Annotated in this window: 11 protein-coding genes and 1 pseudogene; 7 read left to right on the top strand and 5 right to left on the bottom strand. The window is 42.1% G+C overall.

All coding sequences use genetic code 11. The annotated features are described in order from the left end of the window. Window positions 1–53 precede the first annotated feature (53 nt). Complete coding sequence (locus tag HWQ43_RS16765) at window positions 54–569, top strand: HAD family hydrolase (protein ID WP_292736000.1); 516 nt, start codon at window positions 54–56, stop codon at window positions 567–569. Window positions 570–732: 163 nt separating this feature from the next. Here the strand turns inward: HWQ43_RS16765 and HWQ43_RS16760 are convergent, their stop codons facing one another. The 3 genes from HWQ43_RS16760 to HWQ43_RS16750 all read right to left on the bottom strand — a co-directional run bounded on the left by HWQ43_RS16760 (window position 733) and on the right by HWQ43_RS16750 (window position 7,294). After that, complete coding sequence (locus HWQ43_RS16760) at window positions 733–4,053, bottom strand: efflux RND transporter permease subunit (RefSeq protein ID WP_292735997.1); 3,321 nt, start codon at window positions 4,051–4,053, stop codon at window positions 733–735. An 84-nt stretch (window positions 4,054–4,137) separates the two neighbouring features. After that, window positions 4,138–5,598, bottom strand: coding sequence for an efflux RND transporter periplasmic adaptor subunit (locus HWQ43_RS16755; protein ID WP_292735995.1), 1,461 nt, complete (start codon window positions 5,596–5,598; stop codon window positions 4,138–4,140). A gap of 244 nt (window positions 5,599–5,842) precedes the next feature. Next, window positions 5,843–7,294 carry an MFS transporter gene (locus tag HWQ43_RS16750; protein WP_292735992.1) on the bottom strand — a complete coding sequence of 484 codons (1,452 nt, stop codon included), beginning with the start codon at window positions 7,292–7,294 and terminating at the stop codon, window positions 5,843–5,845. 99 nt (window positions 7,295–7,393) lie between these two features. Here HWQ43_RS16750 and HWQ43_RS16745 point away from each other — a divergent pair, with 99 nt between their 5' ends. From HWQ43_RS16745 to HWQ43_RS16735, 3 genes are all read left to right on the top strand, one after another. Beyond that, window positions 7,394–7,912 carry a phosphoribosyltransferase gene (locus HWQ43_RS16745; protein ID WP_292735989.1) on the top strand — a complete coding sequence of 173 codons (519 nt, stop codon included), beginning with the start codon at window positions 7,394–7,396 and terminating at the stop codon, window positions 7,910–7,912. A 242-nt stretch (window positions 7,913–8,154) separates the two neighbouring features. Beyond that, on the top strand, window positions 8,155–8,709 hold the full coding sequence (locus tag HWQ43_RS16740) for a GIY-YIG nuclease family protein (RefSeq protein ID WP_292735986.1): 555 nt from the start codon (window positions 8,155–8,157) through the stop codon (window positions 8,707–8,709). A 2-nt stretch (window positions 8,710–8,711) separates the two neighbouring features. Further along, window positions 8,712–10,340 carry a DNA sulfur modification protein DndB gene (locus tag HWQ43_RS16735; RefSeq protein ID WP_292735984.1) on the top strand — a complete coding sequence of 543 codons (1,629 nt, stop codon included), beginning with the start codon at window positions 8,712–8,714 and terminating at the stop codon, window positions 10,338–10,340. Window positions 10,341–10,376: 36 nt separating this feature from the next. Here HWQ43_RS16735 and topA read toward each other — a convergent pair whose 3' ends face one another. Continuing rightward, window positions 10,377–12,545, bottom strand: coding sequence for a type I DNA topoisomerase (gene topA, locus HWQ43_RS16730; RefSeq protein WP_292735982.1), 2,169 nt, complete (start codon window positions 12,543–12,545; stop codon window positions 10,377–10,379). Window positions 12,546–13,002: 457 nt separating this feature from the next. Next, window positions 13,003–13,251: a hypothetical protein gene (locus HWQ43_RS16725; RefSeq protein WP_292735980.1), complete on the bottom strand. Its 249-nt coding sequence runs from the start codon at window positions 13,249–13,251 to the stop codon at window positions 13,003–13,005. Between the two features lie 59 nt (window positions 13,252–13,310). On the opposite strand from HWQ43_RS16725, the gene HWQ43_RS16720 reads away from it, so the two are divergent. The 3 genes and pseudogenes from HWQ43_RS16720 to HWQ43_RS16715 all read left to right on the top strand — a co-directional run bounded on the left by HWQ43_RS16720 (window position 13,311) and on the right by HWQ43_RS16715 (window position 13,836). Next, window positions 13,311–13,454 carry a hypothetical protein gene (locus HWQ43_RS16720; protein ID WP_292735978.1) on the top strand — a complete coding sequence of 48 codons (144 nt, stop codon included), beginning with the start codon at window positions 13,311–13,313 and terminating at the stop codon, window positions 13,452–13,454. A gap of 15 nt (window positions 13,455–13,469) precedes the next feature. After that, a pseudogene (locus tag HWQ43_RS33790) lies at window positions 13,470–13,565 on the top strand (helix-turn-helix domain-containing protein); the annotation flags it as partial. 73 nt (window positions 13,566–13,638) lie between these two features. Beyond that, entirely contained in the window at window positions 13,639–13,836 is a 198-nt protein-coding gene (locus HWQ43_RS16715) for a winged helix-turn-helix domain-containing protein (protein ID WP_292735976.1), read from the top strand. Window positions 13,837–13,839 lie beyond the last annotated feature (3 nt).

Raw genomic sequence — 13,839 nt, 5'->3', positions numbered from 1 at the left:
CTAGCCTTCAACTTGAGTGGCTTTTACCTTCAGATGTTTAACCCGAACTCAGGTTGCCTTATGACTTTAACCGCAAACGTCTAAGCATCTTGTTTAAGAAAGAAAGTACGCATCTGATTATCACTAAAGGCGCACTGAAAAATATTTTGGATGTTTGCTCAACTGTTGAGACTGGTGAGGGAAAAGCGATCACTATTGCAGATCAGCGACAAAAACTCCACCAACAGGCCCAAGACTTGGGCAGTAAGGGATTTAGAGCCTTGGGTGTGGCTTATCGTGATTTTAATCAAGATTCTTTCAGCAAAGATGATGAAACGAACATGACATTTCTCGGCTACCTCGCTCTCTTCGATCCGCCCAAAGCTGGCATCGCTGACACCCTCAAAGAGTTGCAACTGCTAGGAATCACCCCGAAGATGATTACTGGGGACAGCAAGGCAGTTGCAATGAGTATCATCAAGGGTGTGAAGCTTGAATTGTCTAGCGTTAAGCTTAGAATCAGCAGAGAGAACTTGCAAGCTGTATCAACACAAATTGTTGCAAGGCTAAAGTGGCATGGCTTAAGTTGATGACACGAATTTGTCTCAACGCCATTTAATTAGTCACTGTACATAAGACTGTTAAGCAAATATTTAATAAAGGCTTAATAAAAAATCCTATTTTTACCACAATGAATCGTTTAAACACGACTGAACAAATGAACCAAGTGTTATTTGTTCAGTCGGGGGAGTTTCAAATTGGCTGTTTGCGCCAACTGCGCTTTTTGAGCTTTGTTTGCCAAGACTCCATGTAGGTGTAGAAAACAGGTGTTAAATAAAGTGTGAGAAACTGTGAGAACACTAATCCCCCAACTACAGCTAAACCAAGGGGACGGCGTGTATCTGCTCCGGCTCCCCAACCAAGGGCAATGGGTAGCGTACCCATAAGTGCTGCCATTGTGGTCATCATAATTGGACGGAACCTCACTAAGCAGGCTTCATAGATAGCTTCATAGGGCGTTTTACCGTTTTGACGGGCAATAATCGCAAAGTCAACCATCATGATCCCGTTTTTCTTCACGATGCCAACTAGCAGGATAATGCCCACGAAGGCGTAAATATTCAAGTCAACTTGAAACAGCAACAGGGTGAGTATTGCCCCAAATCCAGCGGAGGGTAAGCTAGAAAGGATTGTCAGTGGGTGAATGAAGTTCTCGTAGAGAATCCCCAGCACGATATAAATCACCAAGATGGCAACTAGCAGTAGCAATCCTAAACCCTGAATTGAAGATTGAAATGCTTGCGCTGAACCTTGGAAACCTGTACTAATAGTAGGTGGCAGGGTTTGACGGGCGAGTTCCTCAATTTTGCCAGTGACGTTACCGAGTGATACTCCTGGTTTGAGGTTAAAGGAGAAGGTGACAGATGCTAGTTGCCCTTTGTGGTTGATAGTTAAGGGACCCACATCTTTGCTCAAGGTTGCGACAGCGTTAAGAGGTACAAGTTGTCCACTAGGGGCGCGAACTGAGAGTAAATCTAAAGCATCGGCATTTTGCTGATATTTTGGTTCCACGCCCATAATTACTTGATACTGGCTATCGGGGGCGTAGATGGTAGAAACTTGGCGAGTGCCATAAGCATTACTCAGAGCAGTTTCGATTTGATTGGCGGTCAAACCTAGAGCCGAAGCTTGGTCGCGGTTAATGTCTACTTTGACTTGCGGATTCTTGATTTGCAAATCACTGTTAACATCTTGTAAATCTGATAGCGATCGCAATTTCTCTTCTAAAGCTGGAGCGTACTGGTAAAGTTCCTGAATATTGGGAGTTTGCAGAGTAAATTGATACTGTGCTTTTGTCTGTTGTCCACCGACATTGATGGCTGGGGGATTTTGCAAGAAGACTTTGATTCCAGGCACAACTGACAACTTCGGTCGGAGTTCCTGCACTACTTCATCAGCATTGAGATGACGCTCATGGCGGGGCTTGAGTTCGATTAAAATTCGTCCCGCGTTGGCGGAAGCATTTGGGCCGCCAGCCCCGACACTAGAGTTGATGGAATCGACATTCGGATCGCGGTAAGCGATCGCAGCTACAGCCTGTTGATGTTTTACCATCTCATCAAAGGATATATCTTCTGATGCCTGAGTAGTTGCCGTAATTTGTCCAACATCTGCGTTAGGAACAAACCCTTTAGGCACAATGATAAATAGATACACTGTCGCTACAAGAATCGCTCCCGAAATCACCATCGTCGTGCGGTGATACTTGAGTGATTTCTTCAAACTCCAATCGTATCCGCCCAATATCACATTAAAAATGTTTTCTGAAAAGTTATAAAGACGACGGTTGAAATTTTTGATTCGGGACTGGAGACTAGGGGCTGGGGAAGGTGAAGCCTCCTCTGGCAATAAGGGATTGGGAGCTGGAGACTGAGAATTAAGAATTTCTTCCATGCTCATCTGCTCCCCTGCTCCCCTGCCCCCCTGCTCCCCTGCCCCCTCACTCTCTTGCTCATGATGAGGTGGACTCAAGAATCTGGAACACAGCATTGGCGTTAAGCTGAGGGAAATTACGCCAGATACCAAGATTGCAACGCTGATAGTAACAGCAAACTCGCGGAATAATCGCCCCAGAATACCTTCCATGAACAGTATCGGGATAAATACTGCTACTAAAGAAATGGTCATAGATAAAATTGTGAAACCAATTTCTTTAGAACCATTTAGGGCCGCTTCCATCCGGCTTTCACCCATTTCCATGTGGCGGACAATGTTCTCCAACATAACTACGGCATCATCAACCACGAAACCTACTGATAGGGTTAACGCCATCAGCGATAGGTTATCGAGGGAGAAGCCCAGCAGCACCATGACTCCAAAAGTCGCTACTATCGAAAGCGGTACTGCCAAACTGGGAATGACTGTTGCAGAGATATTGCGGAGAAACAGAAAGATTACCAGCACCACCAGAGCGATGGTGAGCAACAGCGTGAATTGTACATCATCCACCGACTCCCGAATTGACTGAGAGCGATCGTAGAGAATATCCATGTTCACAGCCGCCGGAATCTGTGTCCGAAAGGTGGGTAACAGTTTCTTGATTGCATCTACTACTTGAACAGTATTAGTTCCCGGTTGGCGCTGAATTGCCAAAACGATCGCCCGCACACCAGAATTTTGGATTTTAGATTTTGGATTTTGGATTGAGGATTTCTCCTGTGCGCCTTTACTCTCCTTCTTGACAGGAAAATACCAACTTGCAATCTTATCATTTTCCACGCTGTCCAGAACTTGACCTAGTTCACCTAACTGCACTGGTGCGCCGTTTTGATAAGCCACATTCAGGGAACGATAGCTGGCAGCATCATTAAGTTGACCATTTGCTTGGATGGTAGAATTCTGCTGTTGACCGTAAAGTGTCCCAGTAGGTAGATTGACATTTCCATTAGCGATCGCATCAGCTACTTCATCAATTCCTATTCCCTTTACACTCAGCGATTCGGGATCGAGTTGAATTCGTACCGCGTACTTTTGAGAACCAAAAACCTGCACTTGCGCCACCCCATCTACCATTGACAGGCGTTGTGCCAGCAATGTCTCAGCATACTTGTCTACAGTTGAGAGGGGCAGAATAGAAGAATTCAGGGAGATATAAAGAACTGGTTGATCCGCCGGATTTACCTTTCGGTAAGATGGCGGATTAGGCATATTAGTCGGTAACTGCTTCGCTCCCTTAGAAATAGCAGACTGCACATCCTGGGCTGCGCCGTCGATATCCCGATTTAAATCAAATTGCAGCGTCAGCTGTGTAGTACCCAAAGAACTCGTAGAGTTCATCGAACTCAATCCTGCGATGCTAGAAAATTGCTGCTCTAAGGGAGTTGCGACTGAGGCAGCCATCGTTTCAGGGCTAGCTCCGGGCAAATTAGCTGTTACCTGGAGTGTTGGATAATCCACATTGGGTAAGTCGCTAACAGGTAGCTGTTGGTAAGCGATCAGCCCAAATATCAAAATGCCAACCATAACTAGAGTCGTCATGATTGGACGCCGGATAAATAGCTCGGAAATGTTCATCGCGTTCCCTTGGATGAGTGCTGAGTTATGAGTGCTGAGTGCTGAGTGCTGAGTCCTGAGTCCTGAGTCCTGAGTTAGGAGTTATTATTTCCCCCCTGCCCCCTGCCCCTCTGCCCCCCTGCTTCCCACTTCCGGTTTCACTTGGACTGTGGCACCAGGCACGAGGTTAAATTGCCCATCAGTAACTACTTGCTCACCTGGTTTCACCCCTTGCTTAATTACCGTTTCATTCCCAATGGTGTCGCCGACGGTAATTAAACGCATTTCTGCTGTTTTGTCAGGTTTAACTACATACACAAACTGCCCCTTTTGTCCACTCTGTACTGCCTGAGAAGGAACAGTAATGGCATTTGGTTCTTCGCTGAGTTTGAGTACTACATTGACAAACTGCCCCGGAAACAGACGCTCATCAGCGTTGGCAAAAGTACCCTTAAGTTGAATAGTGCCTGTTTGGGTATTGACTCCACTATCAACAAAAGTGAGTTCGCCCCGTACTGGATGCCCTGCATCTTTAGGAGGTAAAGCATCGACTTTTAACTTGCCGTTATTGGCACTGTATTTTTTGATATCTGGCAGCAATCGCTGGGGAATAGAAAAGTTGACGTAAATCGGGCGAATTTGGCTGATTGTAATTAGTGGATCAGTAGCATTCGCCTGTACCAAGTTGCCTTGATTTAGCTTTAGGCTACCTGTGCGTCCGGCAATTGGCGAGTAAATAGAACTATAAGAAAGCTGAACTTTGGCATTGTCGATCGCAGCTTCATCTGATGCTACTAGTGCCTGGGCGTTTTGGACATCTGCTTGGGCTGCCGCCACTGCTGCTTGAGCATTTGCCACACCACCTCGATCTGCGTTCACCGTCGCTTGTTGAGCATCAGCACTGGTTTGATACTGTTCGGCCTGTTCTTTACTTATTGCCCCTTGCTTGAGCAAACTACTATAACGTTGCGCTTGTGCATCTGCATTTGTTGCCTGGGCTTTATCCTTGACTACATTCGCTTTTGCCTGGTTTACTTGAGCGATCGCTTTGAGGACATTTGCCTGTGCCTGTTTCACTTGGGCTAAATCTTTCGCTTTGGCAGCATTAGCTTGCATCAGCGCAGCTTGTAAAGGACGAGAATCAATTTTAAATAACAAGTCTCCTTTTTTAACGTTCTGTCCTTGCTGAAAATAGACACCCGTAAGCTGACCACCCACCTGAGACTTGACAGATACCGTAGAATATGCTTCCACTGTTCCCGTCGCCGATAGCTGTATTGGAATAGTTTTTTGAGTCGCAGTAGCAACCACCACTGGCACAGCTCGTTTTTTTCCTGCTTCTTTGCCACTTGATTGGGCTTCGGAAGCATTACAGGCACTACACAAGTAGACTAGACTTAATATAAGTAGCGAGAACCGCCCTCTTTGAATAATGCTCTGAAAACGAGGAACAGTTTCAGCAGCCAAAGACGAAGGCTTTATCGTCTGAACAGGAGCTAAACAGCGCATATCAACAATCTGGGGGAAAGGGGAAGCACAGAAACATACTAGCTTCTCGTTAGACATCGCATCTTCCGCAAAATGGTTGGTTGCGATTGATTCTAATTAGATAAGCGCAATATTAGTTAAACTAAACATTAGTGTACTAATAATTTATTTTTTAGCCTACCCCTTTTGGAGAGAAATTGTTTTTAAGCCGTTGTGCGTTTATTTATTTTTGATCTTATAGACTTCTTGGCATTGTGGGGAAAAGGGTAAAGGTATGGAATTTTCCCAAACCCAGTAACCTTTAACATGTACCCCAGCCCCCTTAACTCCCCCTCTTATCTTGCCGTTCTTTGAGTTTCAGCATAATTTCAGCGTGCATCTCACGGGTAATTGGGTAAAAATACGTTAAAACTAAGCCAAAAATCAAACAAACTGTCGGTATGGGGCCAACGGCAACGCGAATAGCAAACAGTGCTGATTCCGGTTGGATGGGTAGTGGACTTCCGGCTACAGATTCTTTGAAACCCGATACTTGCAAAGAATTTCCCACCAAAAATAGCCCCAAAGCTAAACCAAATTTTTGCAGCAAAACCATGAAGCCATAAAAAATGCCTTCTCTGCGTTGTCCGGTTTGCAGTTCATCTAATTCAATCACATCTGGAATCATTGACCAGGGAATTAGATAAGCTGTGGATACACCAATACCTGCCATCACAGCCATCACATACATCAAAACTATTTGACCAGGCTGTAAGAAAAATAGTCCGGCGGCGGCTATAATCCACAAACTCATTCCCAGAAAATAAACAACTTTTTTGCCGATTTTTTTACTCAACGCTCCCCAGACAAATAGCATCAACAGAGCAGTTCCTTGGACTGCAATCATGACTGTGGGCACATCTGATTCTTTGAGTCCCATACAATTGACTACAAAATAGGGAATAATGCTGGCTGTTACCTGCACACCCAGCCAAGAACAAAGATATATACCAATAACAAATAAAAAAGGTCGGTTGCTAAAGACAATTTTTAGCTGTTCAAAGAAAGGCAGAGATGCAGGTTCCTCGGTTTGGCTGCGTTTAGCCTCAAAAGCCAAGATGCGATCACGGACTCCAAAAACGCACCAATATAATCCTAAAATCGAAATTACAGTAGAAACTGCTGCTAAAACAAGATATTGTTGTTTGCGATCGGCAATCAGCGAAAAAACAATTTGCGTTAAAATCAACGATAAAATGCTGCCACCAATAGAAAATGTAAAGCGATAGCTGTTAAGGCTGGTGCGTTCGTCGTAATCTTGAGTCAGTTCTGGAGTCATCGCCGTATAAGGCAAATTCACAACCGTGTAAAATGCCTGAGATATCACTCCAATGACTACGTAATACCAAAATAATGGCCAAATATTCTCACTCTGATTTGCACTAAATTGCGGTACAATCCACTGCAAGAAAAAGAAAATTCCAAAGGGGATTGCCCCATAAAACATCCAAGGAAGACGACGCCCCCAACGACGAGATTTCGTTTTATCAGTCAAGAACCCGACAAACGGATCGTTTATGCCATCCCAGATTTTGCCAATCATCAAAATACTGCCCGCTAGACCCGCAGGGATACCAGCAACATTCGTGAAGAAAACCAGCAGAAAAAAGACGGAGATATTTGCGGTGATTGCTGGCCCTAAATCTCCTGCGCCGTAAGCCAGCCTTGTTTTTAAGTCGAGTTTTTCACTGAGAATATCTCGTTTGGCACCGCCATCAGCTGTAGAATCATTCATAAAACTTTGCACTCATACTAAAATAAAAAATCTGCGACGCCGAATAGCCCGTCGTAGATATCGCATTCAATACAGCCATCTACCACTCCCGTTAGACTTATGCCAGACCTTTATGTTTCTTGGTCAGATTATCACCAAAAAATTGAACAACTGGCTATTCAGATTTATCAATCAGGTTGGGAATTCAACCAAATTATCTGTCTTGCCAGAGGAGGATTAAGAGTTGGAGATATTCTCTCCCGGATATACCAGCAACCACTGGCAATTTTAGCAACCTCATCTTACAGTGGTCCTGGCAAGCAAGAAAGAAATAATCTAATTTTCTCCCGCCACTTGACAATGACTGCCAAAAAGTTAGGTTCGCGCATTCTCCTAGTGGATGATTTGGTAGACTCTGGGGTAACACTCCAACAGACTATACCTTGGCTCAAGCAAAATACTGATTTCCCTATTGAGGAAATTCGCACCGCCGTTCTTTGGTATAAAGCTTGTTCAGTTATAGCACCTGATTATTATGTCGATTACTTGGCTGACAACCCTTGGATTCACCAACCTTTTGAACACTACGAGCAGATGAACCCCGCAGAACTTGCGGCTAAAGCAAGTCAACTGTGTTAAAAAAGACATAGACTCATATTCACCAGCTTCTAGCTGCTCTTTACTTCTGCTCAAGTACACATTGAAACCTCTAAACAGTCTATATTCTGTTTTAGGAGCATTGTTAGTCTTTGATATGTACTCTTGTTCTTCAGGCGTGAATAGATAACGTCTTGAATGCCAGGTATTGAGGAAAGGGATAGCTTTCTGCTCATAGTCATGGAACGGAGCTTTCTGATCTAAATTTTTTGTGATTTCTATCTATGGAAGAAACAGTCCACGACAACTTTTTCAAGAACTTTACTGTAGTTACAGCAACTATATCTGCCGCAGACTATCTTCCTGAAACATCAGGTATTTATGCCTTGTATCATGCATTTGATTTTTTAGAAAATAAATTATCTGATCATATAGATACTCGTATGAAAAATACGGTATTTAAAACAAAGTTTTCTGAGAAAGATAATAGAAGTAAGTTCATTGTCGATACTTGTGGAGAGTCAATTGGTTTGTCTCCAAAAATGGATCAATTTATCAAAGCTGTTTCTCAGCCTAAAGAGCGAAGAATATTAAAAAATCTTCTAATCTCATGTAGCATTCTCCAACGCCCAGATTACATTGGCACTGCAAGCAACTTAAGAGATAGATTCATTCAGCATTTGGAGCGAGATGATGGATTTTTCTCAAAGTACGCAAACTTAAGACCCAATGATGAATTTTTGTTCGTATTTTTACCTTGCCCAAAAAACATTTCTAGAGAGTTGGAAAGCCTGTTAATTCAGCTATGTCAGCCTAAATTTAATACACAGAGGAGTTAAAAATGGAATTAGATAACCAGTCTCCAGAGACTATTGAATATAAGGCAATTAGTGGTGAGTTTGGTGAGGTAAGGTACTTCATAACAACTCTTGAGCAAAGTGATGCAGTTGAAAATATTAGATTTGCTGATGAAATTCAAGGCAGTTGGAGCTTCTCTGAACGAGTTCAAAGAAAACTAGATGAAAACAGAGCGAATACAGAAATATTTTCTTACCTAGCACAGGGTGGAATTCGCTTTTTTAATTCAATTGTAGTTGTACTTTTACCCAACTCAAATGACCAAAGAGAGTTTTGGGACTTCTCTACAGTTAGTAGTCAGGGGAAAACTGTCGAAAAATGGGTCAATTTAAAGCTATATAAAAATGTAGCTAGAATTGTAATTGATGGTCAACATAGACTTCTTTCATTAAGAAGATATTGGAACGCCCATACTGGAAAAGAGCCTTTAAACTCTCAACAAATAAAAGAAAATTTTAGTTGTTCAGAAACTTTTGACATACCAGTTGTTTATCTAGTGTTTGGCAATCTAGGCAGAGTTGGCCATTCAGACTTAAGCGAAACTGTAAGAGATGAGATCATTAAAGCAACTCGTAATATCTTTACAGTGATAAACAAGACTGCAAAATCAATTGATAAACAAACTCAGCTATTGCTTGATGATAGTAAAATATCAGCATTAATTCCTAGAAAGCTTTTAGAGGAAGGAGTGCTTGAAGATAGATTCGTTAAATGGTCTTCCACAGCAAGAAGCCTAAACCAATCAGAACCTTACTTAACGACTCTAGATTTGGTTAGTCAATGTACTATTGAACTATTAAAAGATTATCCTAAGCAAGCTTTAAAGAAATCATTTAATTCACCAACTGAGCGTAATATTGCTTTGGAGACTTATTATGAGTCTCATCCTAAACTTCCAGAAATAGGTACAAAAGAATTGCTTAAGTGGTTTTTCACTGAACTTCAGCCATTCAAAGATTGGGTATCACAGATTAGTCACGTAGGTATAGATATTCCTATTCAACCAGAGCAATCTCGATTAAACGCAAGTCAAAAAGCAAGTATAAAAAAATTACGAGATTCCAGCATTCTTTATACTCTTTTAGGACAAAAAATTCTTTTTTTTGCTGTTTCAAGGTTCTTACTTAAGATAAGAATAGAGTATCGTATTCCAGCAATTCTTAATGCGATATCGCTTAGTATTACTAAAATGGATAAAGATGGTTTTTTCAGTCGAGATCAATCTCATTGGTCTAATGTTCTAGTACGCCCAAATCAAAACCTAACCATTATCACTACAGGATCTGGAGTTGAAAGATGTATTGATCTTGTCAGAATGATATTGCTTGATTCTTCTGATGGGGTGAGAGATTTGATAAAACGTACTAAAGATGATGTCAGTAATGAGGTTAACTGGAATGAAAATTTGATTTCCACTTGGAGAAAAGATTTTCATGTAGAATTACCTAAAGTTGATTTTATTGATGAGCAGATAAAGGAATCTTCTGAATCAGATGATTCCTTTGCTGAAGTTCGAGATTTGCTTGACTCTTCTGAGGAGGACGAAGAGGAATCTGATGAAATTGAAGATGATGAGGATATTTTTAAAGAAACTGAAGAAGTAAAAGACTAAAATTTAATGACCTGCAACATTAATAGCTAAAATTAGTTAAGTTTTTGATATCTCCCCAAACTTAGGACTCCACCACCCTTTTGGTGTACTGAAATAAGCCACATCTTTATGTTTAGTATCCTTACGGGATTGTGAGTCAGAACATCGTAACATTGTCTTACTCTGCCCCTCTTTGATATAACTGTACTCCTCTAGAGGTTTCTTACATATTGGGCAGGGATATGCTGTCATCTTGACGGGAGGTTTTTGTTGATTCTCAGCTTGGACTGCTTTAGTTTGTGGTGGCTGCCAAGTTTTGTTAAAGTCGCTCCAAAATAGCACGACATTTTCACAGCCTTTTGTGCATTTGAGGAAATATTTCTTTTTAACCTTAGTACTCGGAATTTTGGCAAGAAAATTTTTGCATTCAGGGCATCGCGTTTTGGAAGTTTCATATTTGCGATCGCTTATCACATTAGCTTTTACTATTGAGGAACTTGGAACTACAGTTTTAGCTTTGGAAAGCGCTGGGATAAAGTAATTCTGATTCCAACTAGTTAAATAATGCTGCCAAGAGTTTTTCCCTTCAGAAATTGCATCAAGGGCATCCTCCATTTTCGCTGTGAATTCCGCCTCTAGTAAATCAGGCAGTGCTTTGAGCAAAAATGCATCAACTTCTAACCCTAACGCTGTCGGTTGCAGATGGTCTTTTTTCAACTCGACATAATTTCGTTTTTTTAAAGTAGCAACAGTAGGAGCATAAGTACTTGGGCGACCAATTCCTTTACGTTCCATCAGTTGCACCAATTTTGGTTCACTGTAACGGGGTGGTGGCTGCGTCTGCTTCTTTTCATGTCCAGCATTCTCCAGTTTTAATGCTTGTCCCTGTTGTAATGAAGGTAAAACACTATCCTTGCTGAGATTGTTCCAGTACCGAGCATAACCGTAAAATTCAATTACTTGCCCTCTGGCTGACCACAGTAGAGAACCAGACCGAGTAATAACCAAAGTTTTACGCAATTGGGCAGCACGACACTGAGAAGCAATTGACCGTTTCCAAATCATCACATACAGATTAAACTCATCATCAGGAAGTTCTAAGCGCAATTGAACTGAGGGACGAAACACATCAGTTGGACGAATGGCTTCATGTGCTTCTTGAGCCGATTTGCTACTACGATGCTTGGCGACTTGCTGCGGTACATTCGGCGGATCATTTTGCTCCAACCATTTACGGGCGCTGGCACAAAATTCTGGACTCAGCATTACTGAATCTGTTCGCATATATGTTATCAGCCCTGCCTCATAAAGCTTTTGGGCAACAATCATGGTTTTGTCGGGAGCAAACCTCAACTTTGAACCGGCTGCTTGCTGAAGGCTGGAGGTTGTAAATGGTGGCGGTGGCTGGCGGTTAACAATTTTTCCTTCAAAATGAATCACCTGATGAGGATGCCGCTGTGCTTCTTCAACTAAACGTGTCGCCTCTGCTTCCGAAAGAACACGCTTAGACTCCGGTGTTTCTGGAGTATTACCTACCTTTGCGTCATCATTAGTTTCAGTTTCTTGCTCTGCTGCATCTTTCGCAGAATCGACCGTCCCTTTGTAAAAAGCCCGAAATCCTTCAGCATAATCTACCCAAACACTCCAGTAATCTTGGGGGACAAAAGCCAGAATTTCGTTTTCTCGCTGACAAATCAAGTGCAACGTCGCGCTTTGAACTCTGCCAACACTTTTAGCGCCGTTATTCAATGCCCAAACTAAAGGGCTACCTTTATAACCCACCAACTTGTCTAGGCAATCTCGGCACAGTCCAGCACCGATTAAATTTTGGTCTAGCTTTCTGGGATTAGCGATCGCACTTTGCACCGCCGATGGTGTAATCTCAGTATAAATTACTCGTTTCGGTTCCCTTAAACCCAGCGTTTCTTTGAGATGCCAAGCTATTGTTTCGCCTTCCCGGTCTGGGTCAGTTGCTAAGACAACTTCATCAACCTGCTTCACCGCAGACTTGAGCTTCTGGATTGTTTCTTTCGCTCGTTGGTCACGCGGAACGTAATTGCATCGGACATTACTGCCGTCCATGACAAAGCCCAAGGAATCGTTCCCTTCATTGCTGAGTTCTCGGATATGGCCACAACTGGCTAGAACTTTCCAATCCGAACCCAGAATTTGACTAAGTTTTTTGACTTTTCCCGGAGACTCTACTACAAGCAGGCGTTTGATCATAGCAACTGCGTTCTAGATTTTGAGCAATAAATTGGCAATTGCAATTAGCGATCGCCTATTTTCGTGATATGGATTTTCTAGAATACTGTACCAAAAAGCTTTGACAATTGCTCAACTCAGTTTAGAGGTAAATTATATCAACGGGATGCCTGATTGTGCGATCGCTGTTGTAACTGGCTCAACTATTATGATTTTAGCCACAACAGCCTAGTTAAATTAGGATTTAACGACATTCGCCTGCAAGATTGTTACATTGAACTTCATGGACTGTTTTTGGCAACAGAATTGTAGTTACTTATTATTGTAACCTGTAACTATTTAACGCAAAAAAGCAGCCGAGCCATAGCGTTACGTATCAACTAAACTTTGTACTTCACACATCTTATGCCATTGGTATTTTGGCTTATCGAATCTTTGCTTAAGAACAACGTTGAGGGAATTGGAATTATCAAAGACTCTATGAAGGTATGCCTTTCCTATTTGGATTAGTAAACCATTGTTTTATTTCACTACAAAAACTCCATACATCATCATCTGATGGTTTGAGATAATCTTGCGATTCTGGATCTTCTCCCATTTTCTCAAAGATGTTAATCAACCAATTGGGTCCGTGTCCAGTTGCACCAAGTTGAAGAAGCCAAGACTCCAACTCTCCCTTACGCACAGCAAACAAACCATACTCTGCAAGTTTGTCAAATAATACCAATTTGAAAAAAGAATGCGACAGATGGTAAATGTATAGAGAGGTAGTATTTAGGGTGAGCGATGGCAGGGTTAACACATATCGATATCCAAGAAAGTATCGAAGAACTGGAGGAGTTGATACGTCAGCAGAATAATGCACGACTCAAAGAACGGTTACAAACGCTTTACATGATTAAAAATCAAGGTATCAGCGTGTGTGCGTAGCTTGCCGCCGAAGGCATCGCTAAAATACTCGGGAAGCATCGAAGCACAGTACAACGGTGGTTGGCAGATTATCGTCAAACAGGAATCGAGACGATGCTGGAATTTGGTGTAAGTACAGGTCGAACACGAGTAATACCGAATTGGGCAGTTGAAAGTCTCAAGAAACAACTAGAGGAGCCGGAAATTGGTTTTGCAGGGTATAAACTTTCTTCAGCATTGGCTTGGTACTATCTTAGGAATAGAAGCCAAATATGCCACAGTACATCATTTAGTACGTTATCAACTCAAAGCAAAACTAAAGGTTCCACGTCCTCGTAATCGTAAACAAGATACACAAAAACTTGAAGCTTTTAAAAAAACCTCGGTGATGACTTACAACTGATTT

Origin of the sequence: Nostoc sp. JL31, from assembly GCF_017114965.1 — a bacterium.
GTDB lineage: Bacteria > Cyanobacteriota > Cyanobacteriia > Cyanobacteriales > Nostocaceae > Nostoc > Nostoc punctiforme_A.
Note: the sequence above shows the minus strand (reverse complement) of the source record. Positions and strands in the feature narration are given on the sequence as shown.

Excerpts from the sequence above, each read along its gene's own strand:
- HWQ43_RS16760 (WP_292735997.1), bottom strand. The coding sequence starts at position 4,053 with ATGAACATTTCCGAGCTATTTATCCGGCGTCCAATCATGACGACTCTA.
- HWQ43_RS16755 (WP_292735995.1), bottom strand. The coding sequence starts at position 5,598 with ATGTCTAACGAGAAGCTAGTATGTTTCTGTGCTTCCCCTTTCCCCCAG.
- HWQ43_RS16750 (WP_292735992.1), bottom strand. The coding sequence starts at position 7,294 with ATGAATGATTCTACAGCTGATGGCGGTGCCAAACGAGATATTCTCAGT.
- HWQ43_RS16745 (WP_292735989.1), top strand. The coding sequence starts at position 7,394 with ATGCCAGACCTTTATGTTTCTTGGTCAGATTATCACCAAAAAATTGAA.
- HWQ43_RS16740 (WP_292735986.1), top strand. The coding sequence starts at position 8,155 with ATGGAAGAAACAGTCCACGACAACTTTTTCAAGAACTTTACTGTAGTT.
- HWQ43_RS16735 (WP_292735984.1), top strand. The coding sequence starts at position 8,712 with ATGGAATTAGATAACCAGTCTCCAGAGACTATTGAATATAAGGCAATT.
- topA (WP_292735982.1), bottom strand. The coding sequence starts at position 12,545 with ATGATCAAACGCCTGCTTGTAGTAGAGTCTCCGGGAAAAGTCAAAAAA.
- HWQ43_RS16720 (WP_292735978.1), top strand. The coding sequence starts at position 13,311 with ATGGCAGGGTTAACACATATCGATATCCAAGAAAGTATCGAAGAACTG.